The 14,335-nt window shown below is 37.5% G+C and carries 12 protein-coding genes; 9 read left to right on the top strand and 3 right to left on the bottom strand.

All coding sequences use genetic code 11. The features are described from left to right. Positions 1-582: 582 nt before the first annotated feature. The 3 genes from J3U24_RS02280 to J3U24_RS02290 all read right to left on the bottom strand — a co-directional run bounded on the left by J3U24_RS02280 (position 583) and on the right by J3U24_RS02290 (position 4,975). The gene (locus tag J3U24_RS02280) at positions 583-1,941 is read right to left on the bottom strand and encodes a hypothetical protein (RefSeq protein ID WP_267346967.1); all 1,359 of its coding nucleotides are present in this window, start codon (positions 1,939-1,941) and stop codon (positions 583-585) included. 904 nt (positions 1,942-2,845) lie between these two features. Continuing rightward, the gene (mltB, locus tag J3U24_RS02285; RefSeq protein ID WP_267336805.1) at positions 2,846-3,919 is read right to left on the bottom strand and encodes a lytic murein transglycosylase B; all 1,074 of its coding nucleotides are present in this window, start codon (positions 3,917-3,919) and stop codon (positions 2,846-2,848) included. A gap of 54 nt (positions 3,920-3,973) precedes the next feature. Then, positions 3,974-4,975, bottom strand: coding sequence for a 2-hydroxyacid dehydrogenase (locus J3U24_RS02290; protein WP_065562123.1), 1,002 nt, complete (start codon positions 4,973-4,975; stop codon positions 3,974-3,976). Between the two features lie 236 nt (positions 4,976-5,211). Between J3U24_RS02290 and J3U24_RS02295 the strand changes: the two genes are divergently transcribed. The 9 genes from J3U24_RS02295 (at position 5,212) to corC (ending at position 14,331) form a co-directional block, all read left to right on the top strand. Further along, positions 5,212-6,477, top strand: a complete 1,266-nt coding sequence (locus J3U24_RS02295) for an AmpG family muropeptide MFS transporter (RefSeq protein WP_220224995.1) — start codon at positions 5,212-5,214, stop codon at positions 6,475-6,477. 8 nt (positions 6,478-6,485) lie between these two features. Beyond that, a complete protein-coding gene (locus J3U24_RS02300; RefSeq protein WP_065734349.1) occupies positions 6,486-7,139 on the top strand; it encodes an NAD(P)H-dependent oxidoreductase in 654 nt (217 codons plus the stop codon). A gap of 523 nt (positions 7,140-7,662) precedes the next feature. Continuing rightward, positions 7,663-8,616: a thioredoxin-disulfide reductase gene (gene trxB, locus J3U24_RS02305; RefSeq protein WP_267336804.1), complete on the top strand. Its 954-nt coding sequence runs from the start codon at positions 7,663-7,665 to the stop codon at positions 8,614-8,616. Then, complete coding sequence (gene cydD / locus J3U24_RS02310; RefSeq protein ID WP_267336803.1) at positions 8,613-10,346, top strand: heme ABC transporter permease/ATP-binding protein CydD; 1,734 nt, start codon at positions 8,613-8,615, stop codon at positions 10,344-10,346. Before trxB ends, cydD begins: the two co-directional genes overlap by 4 nt. Continuing rightward, entirely contained in the window at positions 10,340-11,965 is a 1,626-nt protein-coding gene (gene cydC / locus J3U24_RS02315; RefSeq protein ID WP_267336802.1) for a heme ABC transporter ATP-binding protein/permease CydC, read from the top strand. The genes cydD and cydC overlap by 7 nt, the downstream gene beginning before the upstream one ends. 157 nt (positions 11,966-12,122) lie before the next feature. Next, positions 12,123-12,440: a ribosome silencing factor gene (rsfS, locus tag J3U24_RS02320; protein WP_065734345.1), complete on the top strand. Its 318-nt coding sequence runs from the start codon at positions 12,123-12,125 to the stop codon at positions 12,438-12,440. A 4-nt stretch (positions 12,441-12,444) separates the two neighbouring features. After that, complete coding sequence (rlmH, locus tag J3U24_RS02325) at positions 12,445-12,915, top strand: 23S rRNA (pseudouridine(1915)-N(3))-methyltransferase RlmH (protein ID WP_220225000.1); 471 nt, start codon at positions 12,445-12,447, stop codon at positions 12,913-12,915. Positions 12,916-12,928: 13 nt separating this feature from the next. Then, the gene (ybeY, locus tag J3U24_RS02330) at positions 12,929-13,387 is read left to right on the top strand and encodes an rRNA maturation RNase YbeY (protein ID WP_267336801.1); all 459 of its coding nucleotides are present in this window, start codon (positions 12,929-12,931) and stop codon (positions 13,385-13,387) included. A gap of 77 nt (positions 13,388-13,464) precedes the next feature. Beyond that, complete coding sequence (corC, locus tag J3U24_RS02335; protein WP_065734343.1) at positions 13,465-14,331, top strand: CNNM family magnesium/cobalt transport protein CorC; 867 nt, start codon at positions 13,465-13,467, stop codon at positions 14,329-14,331. Positions 14,332-14,335: the final 4 nt, after the last annotated feature.

Below are 14,335 nucleotides of genomic sequence, written 5' to 3' on the forward strand. Positions count from 1 at the left end.
TAGCTAAAACCGTGTAAAAAGTATAGTGATTGGAAAAACACGATGCAACACTTTTTTTCGCTCATTTACGTTAACTTTTGTAAATCGGATCTAAAAAGGATCTAAATTATAATTATTTAACTATTGTTTTAATTGAATATATCAAAGTTACAAATCTTTAAAATTAGAGCGATTGATCCTCAAAAATTTTATTTTAGGGCTTTGGATTAGAAATTTAGTGATTTTGATCATTTAATAATTTTTAAGTGACATTTAAAACTTCAAAAACCTCACTCCTCAACTTTTTTGGTGGGAAAAAGGGTTTCTAAAAAGCGTCATAGTTTAAAGCGGAATTACTTATTTGAGACAATATTTCAAAAAAAAATTTTGAACCCCAAAAACCCCGCTCCTCAACTTTTTTTGCGATAAAACACCTCAAAAATAAACCCGCCTAGGCGGGTAATTCAAACGTCGCTTAGCCGAAAAATCGCTTTTTATGGCTAAACGACGTTGTCTCCTTGAGTCAGCTTACTTTTAATCACTTAATACTATTTTTTATCACTCCAACCCCCACCCTAAGGATTAAGGACGAAGGAATAAAAACTAAGGATAGGCACAAAGCACGTAGTAGATGGTATTGTCGTACCGATCTATGCTACCGGCGAATGTGTCCACGACAAACTGGCGCCTACCATCATACGGATCACTAGTCCAGTACCAATCGGAGTAGAAGCCAACGCCAGAGTAATCATACATACGACCCCACTCCGTGAAAAAACCTGAACCTATATGGCGCATGTAATGATCATCAGGCGAGGAAGGGAGGGCACCGACTGAACCATGACATACATAATCTGGATTAGAATTACGACAAGATGCATTGGATAAATCTCTTGCGCGAGGCAGACGATAACCAAGACTATTACACCAAGATAAGGTTTGAGGATACATCTCCGTCTTAGAACCACGGTTGACGAACCACTGCTTCAAAGTAAAACCATATTTAATAACTGGATTACCATTATTGTCTCGACCGACCAACTCGAAGGTCTGAGGCAAAGAAATAGTGGAAAGAGGACCAGGATTGGCTGAACTAATCTGGGATGGAGTAGCGTAAGGACCAGTTAAAGTAACACGAACGCTTGTAGCAGTAGGATTAGACATAGTAGCAGTGATACCACCCAGAGAAACTGGAGACCAAGACAAAGGTTGATTTACACCACCAATGAGTAAATCAAAGTACAATCCATTAGCACCAGTTGTAGGAAAGTTTAAACCGTAAGAGGATGGGCCATTTGACTGAGGGATAAAGCCATTAGCAGGATCCCACATTGAAGCAGGACCAGCAAAATCCCATGTAGTAGATATATCATCACCTAGCTTACCATTCTTTAAATTAGGCCGAGCAAAACAAACCGCAGCCTTAGGATTGACGTAATAAGTCACATTACGGGCACTGAAAGTACTACGATTAGGAAAACCGTAACGAGTAGATAATGTACCGTCAGTACTAGATAACGTAACACGATAAGGTGCAGAATCAGTACATGTCGTTAACACTGTATCACGTGATACAGGCCGATTGTTTTTATCAACGATAGATAAACTTAAACGACCAGTAGCAGTAACGCCAGAATCACCATCATCATCTCCCCAATAATTATTAGGTGGACCGATAAGAGAACTCAAAGCGACTGAATTAGTATCAGTAGGAACGAACATACTTATATCAGCAAAACTCTGACCCGCAACCGGCAAGACGATAGGTCTTGAATCAGATGAAGTATTGGTTAAAGGCGTATATTGTGTACCATCAGATAGTGTAATCCCAAGCAGACCGTTAACATCAACCGCACGTGTACGACCACCGTCGAAAGTCAGATAAGGCGGAGTACCCTGTATCTGATTTGCTGTTGTCTGTGATGTCAATGCGTGACCCGAAAAAGGAAGAAAAAAAGCCACAAAAAAAACAATCTGCCGGGATAATTGGAAAAAGGATCGAAAACAGGATCTGAAAGAGGATCCGGAAAACGATCGGAAAAAAGATCGAGAAGAGGATCGCGGGAGCGATCGCGCGAAAATTCGCAGAATTTCACTTGATTGCGTGGAAAAATAAGTTTTAGTGAAAAATTTAAACTGGGTGTTGGACTTAGACGAATTTAAAAGATAGGTTGGCCAGGTTGCCTGTTGCCTGTTGCCTGTTGAAAATTATAATGCATTTTAGACTACCTTGTCAAGTAATTTTTTGATTTATTTGTAATTTTATACTTTTATATCAAATTTTAGCCTTGTAGCTAAAACCGTGTAAAAAGTATAGTGATTGGAAAAACACGATGCAACACTTTTTTTCGCTCATTTACGTTAACTTTTGTAAATAAGATCTAAAATGGATCTAAATTATAATTGGTAACTATTGTTTTAATTGAATATATTTCAATTACAAATCTTTAAAATTAGAGCAATTGATCCTCAGAAATTTTATTTTAGGGCTTTGGATTAGAAATTTAGTGATTTGGATCATTTAATAATTTTTAAGTGACATTTAAAACCTCAAAAAACCCACTCCTCAACTTTTTTGGTGGGAAAAAGGGTTTCTAAAAAGCGTCATAGTTTAAAGCGGAATTACTTATTTGAGACAATATTTCAAAAAAAATTTTTTAACCCCAAAAACCCCGCTCCTCAACTTTTTTTGATGGAAAAACAGGGTTACTAAAAAGCGCCACAGTTAAAGCGGAATTATTTATTTGGGACAATATTTCAAAACAAAATTTAGAACCCCAAAAACCCCACTCCTCAACTTTTTAGAGAGTTTATTAGGATTAATAAAAAAGGTCGCAACTGCGACCTTTTGCTTTTAAGGTTAATTTTATCTAGCTTGTTTAACGGCTAATCCCAATTGCCATACTGCCATTGCATAATGTGTGCTATGGTTGTAGCGGGTGATGACGTAGAAGTTAGGTAGTCCATACCAAAATTGGTAATTATCACCCATGTCTAAACGTAATAAGCTGACTTCTTTATGACCGTCGATTGAGCTTTTGGGTTTTAATCCTGCTTTAGCTAGATGTTCAATTGTATATTTGGTGCTAAAGCCTGTATCGAGGTCGAGTGCTTGGCCATCAGCAACCACTGCAACTTTTTTGTTTCGTTGCCAGCCGTGAGCTTTGAAATAGTTTGCTACACTGCCGATTGCATCAACTGGATCCCATAAGTCGGTATGACCGTCATGGTTGAAGTCGATAGCATGATTTCTAAAGGCTGATGGCATAAATTGTCCGTAGCCCATTGCGCCAGCAAATGATCCATTTAAATCAAACGGATCAACACCTTCATCACGACACATAATTAAGAAGTCTTCAAGTTCCTTAGCAAAGTATTGTGATCGTCTTGGGTAATAAAATGCTAGGGTTGATAATGCGTCGATAATTTTGGTTTTGCCCATTACTCTTCCCCACCCGGTTTCAACGCCTATAATTCCGACGATAATTTCAGGTGGTACACCGTACTCTTTGTAAGCACGTTGTAGATCTTTGTCATATTTATTCCAAAATTCGACACCTTTAGGTAAGTTACCTGGGGTGATGAATTTATTTTTATAACGAATCCATGCGCCATTAGGTACGTTTGACGTTCCTGATTTTGGTGCTTGTTTGTCCATTAAACCAATAACCCAATCAAGTTTGTTGGTTTGTTCTAAAACATTGCGAAGTTGTTGGCGATTAAAGCCATGTTTATTTACCATCATTGTGATGAATTTTTCTTTATCGACCGATAAAGGGGCACTATTGGCTTTTGGTTCTTCGTGTTGTTTTTCTAGATAAACGCCACCCTTTACATTCGAATGTCCTCGATGCTGCTGCATTGGCGATTTCGATGATCCCCCACTCGAACAAGCAGTGAGCCATAAAACCATCATGACACAAATAACGATACGTTGCATAAATCATCCATATTCATTTAGTTAAAAAACGGCGACATATTAAATTATTTATTGTTATTTAACAATATTTTGACACTCTTTCCCTGCTGCTATTTGCGCTATATTATTTAAGGTTGTGTCAGAGATATTTAATAGTGCTTCTTGGGTTAAAAACGCTTGATGACCAGTAAAAATCACGTTATGGCAGGCTGATAATCGACGGAAAACGTCATCTAATATGACATCATTAGATTTATCTTCAAAAAATAGGTCTCGTTCGTTTTCATAAACATCCATACCTAGTGCACCGATTTTGGTCTGTTTTAACGCTTCGATTGCAGCGGTTGCATCCAATAAACCACCTCGGCTTGTGTTGATAATCATCACACCATTTTTCATTTTGTTGAATGACTCTTTATTTAGTAGATGATAATTTTCAGGAGACATTGGGCAATGTAAGGTGATAACATCTGATTTGGCATAGAGTTCGTCTAATTGAACATATTGCGCACCTAATTCAACAGCAATATCATTTGGATAAGGATCATAAGCAAGGATATTCATGCCAAATCCTTTTAAGATGCGGATCACTGCTTGACCAATTTTACCCGTTCCAATCACACCTGCTGTACGATTATGCATGTTAAAACCAGTTAAGCCGTCTAACGAGAAGTTAGCGTCGCGAGTACGTTGGTAAGCTTTGTGGGTTCTGCGGTTTAGTGTCATCATCAATGCAACTGCATGTTCAGCCACCGCTTCAGGAGAATAAGCTGGCACACGAACAACGGTGATCCCTAATTTTTTTGCTTCATCGAGATCAACATTATCAAAACCCGCACAGCGTAATGCTAAGATTTTAATACCATAATGGGCTAATTTTTGTAGAACTAATTTATCAACTTCGTCGTTAACAAATACACAAACAGCATCATAACCTTGTGCGGTGACAACCGTTTTATGGCTTAATTTATGCTCATAATATTCGATATCAAAACCAAAGTGTTTGTTGGCGATTTCGAGATGTTCTTTGTCGTAATGCTTACTGCTAAAAACAGCGACTTTGACTGTTTCTTTCATACTGCAATCCCCCTTATAGGCGTTTAACTAATGCATCTTTTAAGTTTTAGTGATGATTGAAACGCATTGTTTACTTGATATTTTTTTGGCGAATGTTGATTAAATGCTTACTTTTGAAAGTTGAGTTAAAAATTAACCTGTATAGTAAAACGCTTTATGTTAGCTTTAGCAATTATTTTTTTTATTAATATGCTATGATAGCACTTTGCTATATAACTGACCGATAATGTTAACTAATGAATAAAAAACAAGTTTCTCTTCTTAGGACTATCTTTTCCACTAAAATGCTTATTTGTATTTTTACTGGTTTGGCTTCCGGTCTTCCTTTTTATTTGTTAATTCAACTTTTACCTGCTTGGTTAACCAGTGAAGGGCTGAATATAAAAGCTATTGGTGCATTTTCATTAACTCAACTGCCCTATATTTTTAAATTTGTTTGGGCGCCATTTATGGACAATATTTCACTGTTTGGGATGGGGCGTCGACGGGGATGGATGTTTCTGTCGCAAATAATATTGCTCTTTTTTATTGCTATATTGGGGTGTTTTTCACCGACTCTGAATATTTGGATTATTGCTACACTCTGTTTCATTATTGCGCTGTTTTCAGCCACGCAAGATATCGCTTTAGATGCATTTCGCCAAGAAATTCTTTCTGATACTGAACTTGGATTAGGGAACAGTATTCATATTAACGTTTATCGTCTTGCCAGTTTGGTGCCCGGTTCATTATCGCTAATCTTATCTCATTTTTTACCTTGGAGTAGCGTTTTTATGGTCACGGCGCTATTTATGTTGCCCGTGATAATTATTACCTTGTTGATAAAAGAGCCAATTAATAAACCAATACCAAAATCCCATAATTTTGAAGATATTATTATCAATCCTTTTTTAGAATTTATTAAAAGAAAAGGCGTTAAATCCGCGATGATCATTTTGGCCTTTATATTTTTATATAAGTTAGGCGATAGCATGGCGACATCGTTAGCGACTACTTTTTATATGAAAATGGGATTCAGCCTACCTGACATTGGTTTGATCGCTAAAAATGCGCAATTATGGCCAGGGATATTAGGCGGGATTATGGGCGGCATTTTGATGATAAAAATAGGGATTAATCGGGCTTTATGGTACTTTGGTTTTGTTCAAGTCTTTTCTATTTTAGGTTTTGCCTGGTTATCAATTGAAGGCCCTTTTAATGATATTGGTGTCAGTGAAAAAATAATGTTAGCGATAGTGATCAGTGTTGAATCCTTGGGGGTTGGTCTTGGTTCGGCAGCTTTTGTTGCTTTTATAGCCAAAACCACGAATCCATTATATACTGCAACACAGTTTGCGTTATTTAGCAGCATCGCTTCTATTCCTCGAACATTGATTAATTCAACAACAGGAATTATGGTTGAATATTTAGGATGGACCAACTTTTTTGGTTTATGTACGCTATTAGCAATACCCGGCATGGTGTTACTATTGAAAGTGGCACCATGGAATAAGAAATCTTAGGAGACATTATGGACAAACTATCGTTAGCTTTGGAGTTTAGACATGCTTGTAAACGGTTTGATGAATCAAAAAAGATTAGTCATAGCGATGTTGAAATTATTTTAGACGCGGGTCGTTTATCGCCTTCTTCGTTTGGTTTTGAGCCTTGGCATTTTGTCGTTGTCGATAATGCAGATATCAAAGCTGAATTGCGTGCTGCTTGTTATGACCAAGAACAAGTTACTAGCTGTTCACATTTTGTGATTTTACTTTACCGTAAAGCGAATAATTTTACTTTGCAAAGTCCATATTTACGTCAAGCTATAGGAAGAACATTGCCAGATCAGAACGATCAAACGGCAATTGATAAAGCTAGCCAAGATTTTCTTAACTATATTGCTTATGGTTTACGGGAAGGTTTAAATGCTGATAGCTGGTCAGAAATGCAAGGTTATATTGCTGCTGCAAATATGATGACTACAGCGGCTTATCATGGCATAGATTCTTGTGCGCTTGGCGGATTCCAATATGATAAGGTGATTAATATTTTAGAAAAACATATTCCAACATTTAGTCGTGAGGTATTTGGTGTTGGGCTGTGTTTAGCGTTTGGTTATCGTATTGATGAGCAACCACCTCATATTCGTTGGTCACTTGAAGATGTCACCACTTTCTTATCTTAATTGCTATTAGTCTTATGTCGCCAACTGGCGGCATTAACTCTTTTTTTAACAATTATTCAAACGTGTTATTAAGCGTTTGCGCATCTGCTAATAGTGAATCTAAAATAAATTCAACACCCAATAATATATTTGCGATTTTTGGATCGTTAATATTCTGCTGAGTTGAGTTTAAAATTTCTTTTACCCACGTAATTTTAGCTGATTACATTTCCATTTTTTTTGAATGGTGGCTTGTCGTATTTCGAGTGAAGGCGTTATCGTCTAGTTATTAAAACAGTAATAGTTATTTATTTAAAACTTATAAAAACTTTAAATAAATAAAATCAATTTGTTAAAAACATAAGTTAATTTAACAATTTGAAAATATAAGGAAAAGTAACGTTACCCCGTGTTATTTATCACCTTCACCTATTGCTGTAATAAACATTTTTTTTACAAGAAAATAGTTGATAATGTTAGACTTATCATCTATAAATTGCGCTAATCATATTTTATTTAGCCAGAATAATAGGAAGGATACAAAATGAAAACCAAACATGCCCGTTTATTAATTTTAGGGTCAGGCCCTGCTGGCTATACCGCAGCGGTTTATGCCGCGCGAGCAAATCTCTCTCCAGTATTAATAACTGGCACTCAACAAGGTGGACAACTTACCACCACGACCGAGATCGAAAACTGGCCAGCAGCAAATCCAGAATTAACAGGTCCTGAACTTATGGTGAAAATGCAACAACATGCCGAACGATTTGATACCGAAATTATTATCGATCATATCGATAGCGTTGATTTTAGCCAAAAGCCCTTCAAACTATTTGGTAGCGATACGGAATATAGTTGTGATGCGTTAATCATTGCAACTGGTGCCTCCGCACAATATCTCGGGTTGCCTTCTGAAGAAGCCTTTAAAAGCAAAGGTGTGTCAGCCTGTGCTACATGTGACGGTTTCTTTTATCGTAATCAGAAAGTGGCTGTTGTTGGTGGCGGTAATACTGCGATTGAAGAGACCCTTTACTTGGCTAATATTGCCAATGAAGTCCATTTAATCCACCGTCGCGATAGTTTTAGGGCTGAAAAAATCTTAATGAATCGTTTAGCTGAAAAAGTGCAAGAAGGTAAAGTCATTTTGCATACTCATCAAATCGTCGATGAAATTCTTGGCGATAATATGGGCGTAACGGGTATAAGATTACGAAGTACTATCGATTCTGCTCTAACCGAAGAGTTATCAGTAATGGGGGTATTTATTGCTATTGGTCATAAACCCAATACCGCAATTTTTGAAGGCCAACTTGAACTTGATAATGGTTATATCAAGGTGAAATCAGGTACTGAAGGTAATGCAACACAAACTAGCGTAGAAGGAATTTTTGCTGCGGGCGATGTTATGGATCATATTTATCGACAAGCCATTACCTCGGCAGGAACAGGCTGTATGGCTGCGTTAGATGCTGAACATTATTTAGATAAATTAAAATGACACTAGATAAAAAACGTCAAAATTATTTACTTAGCTGGTTAAAACAGCACACAAAAATGCATAAACCAGATTTGCGTGCTTCAGTTTTATTCGGTTTTTTGTTGAGTCTATTAATGATCGGCCAAGCTGCTTTATTGGCGATTATTTTGCAGAAGTTGATCATCGATCAGACTCCTTTTACCACCGTTTTCCCTTATTTTTTATCTTTAGTTGTCATCCTATTGGCGCGTGGCTTGCTTATTTACTTCCGTGAAAAGATTAATTTTGCTTTAGGCCAAAAAATCCGCCAACAAATTCGGCAAAAAATTATCGATCAGTTTGAATTGTTCGGCCCTGCATATTTAAGTCAAATTACTACAGGAGCTTGGAGTACCTTAGTTATTGAGCAGGTCGATAATTTGCATGATTTTTTTGCTCGCTATTTACCGCAAATGCGCCTGGCAAGTATGGTGCCAATATTAATTTGTATTGCTATTTTCCCTTTTAACTGGGCCGCGGCCGTTATTTTGCTTTGTACTGCTCCGCTAATTCCTATTTTTATGATTTTAGTGGGAATGGGAGCCGCGGATATTAATCGCCGTCATTTTAAAGCACTCTCTTATTTAAGTGGGCACTTTTTAGATCGCCTTAAAGGACTGAGTACTATTCGCTTATTTAATCAAGGCAAACAGCAAACCGAGCAAATTGCCAAGGCGTCTGAAGATTTTCGAATTAAAACGATGCAAGTATTAAAGATGGCGTTTTTGTCATCAGCAGTTTTGGAATTTTTTACGTCGATTTCGATTGCAATTGTAGCGGTCTATTTTGGTTTTTCGTATTTAGGGGAGTTTGATTTTGGTGCTTATAATGGCACAGTCACGTTATTTGCTGGTTTTTTTGCCTTGATTTTAGCACCTGAATATTTTCAACCGCTACGTGATTTGGGCGTCTATTATCATGCCAAAGCAGAAGCCATTGCCGCAGCTGATAATATTGAAACTTTTTTAAATAAAAAATTGCCACTTGATAGCGTTGAGAAAAAAAACGAGTCTAATCAATCATCATCAACCATTCCTTCTGAAATAAATGTTTTAAAAACAATTGAAGCGAAAGATCTTATCGTGTTATCTAACGAAGGTTTGCCTATTGTTGGCCCACTTAGCTTTTCATTACAAGCGCCATTTAAATTAGCGCTAATTGGTACTAGTGGTGAAGGTAAAAGTTCTATTATGCAAGTATTGCTTGGCTTTTTACCTTATCAGGGTTCGCTAAAAATTAATGGGATTGAATTTAATCAGCTTGATTTAGTAAGTTGGCAACATCAAATCAGTTGGATTGGGCAAAATCCTTATTTGATTAATGGTTCGATTCGTGAAAATATTCTACTGGGTAAACCCATGGCGAGCGCCAATGAAATTGACGAGGTTATTGCAAAAGCGCAATTATCTGATGTTATCGATCAATTACCAGAAGGCGTCGATACCCAAGTTGGTGAAGATGCGGTTAGATTATCAGTTGGACAAGCTCAGCGCATCGCCCTTGCTAGAGCAATGCTGAAACCTTGCCAATTACTGATACTTGATGAACCGACCGCAAGTTTAGATAAGCAGACAGTTCAGCAGTTGGCACCCTATGATATTGCGACAAATAGTATCACTATCACTCATCAACATGATGATATGCATGAATTTGACCAAGTATGGAAATTGTCGAAAGGACAACTTAACGCCATCAAGGAGAGCTTATGCTAGCGCTATTACGTCCCTATATTGCACTTTATAAGCACTACTTTTGGCAAATTGTTATTGGATTAGGTTTAGCTATTCTTACATTATTTGCCAGTGTTTTTTTACTTTCTTTATCTGGATGGTTTTTAGCTTCTACCGCGGTAGTCGGTGTGGCGGGTTTATATACGTTTAATTATATGTTACCTGCCGCGGGCGTAAGGGCTGCTGCCATTATGCGAACGGCATCCCGTTATGCTGAGCGTTTGGTTGATCACAATACCACCTTTAAAATATTAGCGTATTTAAGAACATTAGCATTTAAAAAAATCCTTCCTTTAAGCGCTAACCAGTTATCCCAATATCAAAAAGCCGATCTTCTTAATCGTTTTATTGTGGATATTGATGCCCTTGATCATCTCTATCTAAAACTCTTTTCACCTATTGTAACGGCACTGGTAATTATTGTGCTCTTGTTTGTCGGATTAAGTTATATCAACTTTCCTATTGCATTAATTATCAGCATGGTACTAACTACTACTCTACTTGCTATACCGGTGATCTTTTATTATGCAGGTAAACAATTGGGTGAAATACTGGCTAAACAGCAAAGTGAGTATCGCGCATTGTTGGTTAATTATCTACAAGGCCAAGCTGAACTGACTTTATTTAATGCGCAAGATCGTTATCGCTCAAAACTCGACAAACTTGAATCAGATTGGCTTTATCATCAACAAAAGCAGTCTACTTTAATGGCGCTCTCGAGTGCTCTTGTGGTATTAATTGCTGGCTTTTTGACTTTGTTAGTGCTTTGGCTTATCACTCAATATACATTATCGCCTTTAGTTGCCCTATTTGTGTTTGTCTGCCTTGCTAGTAGTGAAATTTTAGCACCAATCCCTACTGCATTTATCTTTTTAGGGCAAGTATTAGCGTCAGCCAAACGAACAACCGCTTTATTTGATCAAACACCAGATATCCAGTTTGTCGAGCAAGGCAGATCGATAGATTTGACTACCGCAAAACTGCGGTTTGAAGATGTTTGCTTTAGCTACCCAAATCAACCTTTTGCAGTTTTAAGCCATTTTTCATTGACAGTTGAAGCCGGCAAACATATTGGCTTAATTGGTAAAACCGGTTGTGGCAAATCCACATTACTTAATTTAGTCACACGCGCGTGGGAACCCACTTCAGGTAATATCTTTATCAACGATATACCGATTAATCAACTTGACGAGCCAACTTTACGTCAGGCGATTGCTGTGGTTCCTCAAGTGATTACTATTTTTAGTGACTCGCTTAGACAAAATTTGTTAATCGGTAATCCAAACGCTTCTGATCAACAGTTAATGGATATTTTACATCAAGTTGGGCTTTCCAAATTGATCTCAACCGATCAGGGTTTAGATTTGCCATTAGGGCAAGGAGGACGATCATTATCAGGTGGTGAAACTCGACGTATCGGTATTGCTCGGGCATTACTACATAATTCACCATTAATGTTGATGGATGAGCCTACCGAAAGTCTTGACCAACAAACTGAACTGCAGATAATTGAACTTATCAAAAACTACGATAAAACTTTGCTGATGGTTACACATAGATTAACGGATAATCCATTGTTTGATCAGGTGGTTGAGTTGTAAGATTTGGGGTGTCAAAAACCCCGTTCCTCAACTTTATTTATTTTAAAAAGTGCGCTCCTCACATTTTTTGATTTGTACTGATTGAGATGTGCTATTTTCAAGGCGATTTTGAAAAAATATGCTATACTAGCGCTTTATGTATATTAGTAGAGAGTATATTTTGCAACAATCATTACAAGACTTTATTATTGATAAAATTGATGATTTAAAAGGCAAGGATATTGTTACCCTTGATGTGCGTGGTAAGTCAAGTATCACCGACTATATGATTATTTGTACTGGAACTTCAAATCGTCATGTTTCGTCAATTGCAGGGCATCTACTTGATGAAGCTAAAAAGCAAGGACATGTGGTATTAGGCAGTGAAGGCCAAAATGATGCGGATTGGGTAGTCGTTGATATGGATTCGGTGATCGTTCATATAATGCAAGAAGAGAGCCGACAATTATACGAACTCGAGAAGCTTTGGAGTTAGTTACGTGAAACTACAGCTTATTGCTGTTGGCAACAAGATGCCAAATTGGGTAACCACCGCTTTTGATGATTACCAATCTCGATTCCCCAAAGATATGCCTTTAGAACTCATTGAAATCCCCGCAGGAAAACGGACTAAAAATGCCGATATTGCGCGTATTTTAGATAAAGAAGGTGAGCAGATGCTGGCTTCTTGTAGTAAAGGTAATCGCATCGTGACGCTAGATATTCCCGGTAAACCTTATACCACTCATGATTTAGCTAAGCAACTTGAACGTTGGAAAGCAGATGGGCGTGATGTTAGTTTGTTAATTGGTGGACCTGAGGGACTGTCTCCCGCTTGTAAAGCTGCTGCTGAGCAGAGTTGGTCGCTATCACCTTTAACGCTACCACATCCACTAGTTAGAGTGATTGTATCTGAAAGCCTTTACCGTGCTTGGAGTTTAACGGCTAATCATCCTTATCATCGTGAATAGGTTGGGTATTTGAATGAATATTTTAGATTTGCAAATTGCCACAGAGCAACGAGATAATCTGCCAAGTGAGCAACAAATTATGCAGTGGTTACAGGTAATTTTACCGCAGTTTGTGGAGAATGCTGAAATCACTATTCGGATTGTCGATAAGGAAGAGAGTCAACACCTTAATCATACTTATCGCAATAAAGATAAGCCAACCAATGTTTTGTCGTTTCCGTTTGAATCGCCGGTTGAAATTGATGTTCCATTACTTGGCGATTTGGTGATTTGTAAGCAAGTGGTTGAAGCTGAAGCAATTGAGCAACATAAGTCGTTAACATCACATTGGGCGCATATGATTGTTCATGGCTGTTTGCATTTATTAGGATATGATCATATCCTTGACGAAGAAGCCGAAGAAATGGAAAATATCGAAATCGATATAATGGCACAGTTAGGATTTGATAATCCTTATTTATTAATTGATTAGATGACTAATTTTTAATAGTCTGTTTAATATAAAATTATAACTCAAAACACATTTGATATATGAAAGGAAGAGAGCAAATGAGTGATGATAATCACCGGAGACCCAAAAAAGGGTTTACATTATGGTTAAGTCAATTATTCAATTCAGAACCAAAAGATAAAGATGAACTTATTGAAGTGATTCGTGAAGCTGAAGAAAACGAACTTATTGATCCAGATACCCTTGATATGATAGAAGGTGTAATGGATATAGCTGATCAGCGCGTTCGCGATATCATGATCCCCCGCTCTCAAATTGTAACAATCAAAGATAATTTTTCCCTTGATGAATGTTTAGATATTATTTCTGAACACGGTCATTCACGCTACCCGGTTATTAGTGAAGATAGAGACCATATTGAGGGAGTACTTTTAGCTAAGGATTTACTTATTTATATTCGACAAGGTGTTAATGATTTTGACTTGAAGAAGATCCTTAGACCGACTGTTGTTGTTCCTGAAAGTAAACGCGTTGATCATATGTTAAAAGAGTTTCGTATGCAGCGCTACCATATGGCGATGGCCATTGATGAGTTTGGTGGCGTTTCAGGTTTAGTGACTATCGAGGATATTTTAGAACTTATTGTTGGCGATATTGAGGATGAATACGATGAGGTTGAAGATCGAGATATTCGTCGTTTATCACCAACTATGTACTCCGTTCGTGCGCTTACGCCAGTTGAAGATTTTAATGAGATCTTTGGCACCTCTTTTAGTGATGAGGAGATGGATACTATCGGCGGTTTGGTGATGCAACATTTTGGGCGTTTACCAATTCGTGGCGAGACAATTACTATTGATGGCTATCAATTTAAGGTAACCATTGTTGACCGTAGACGAATTATTCAATTGCATGTCACAATTCCTGAAGATGCAGTAGTTCCTAATTTAGAGCAAAATGCTTAAGCAT

It is taken from the genome of Gilliamella sp. B2785, from assembly GCF_026537005.1.
Taxonomy (GTDB): domain Bacteria; phylum Pseudomonadota; class Gammaproteobacteria; order Enterobacterales; family Orbaceae; genus Gilliamella; species Gilliamella apicola_E.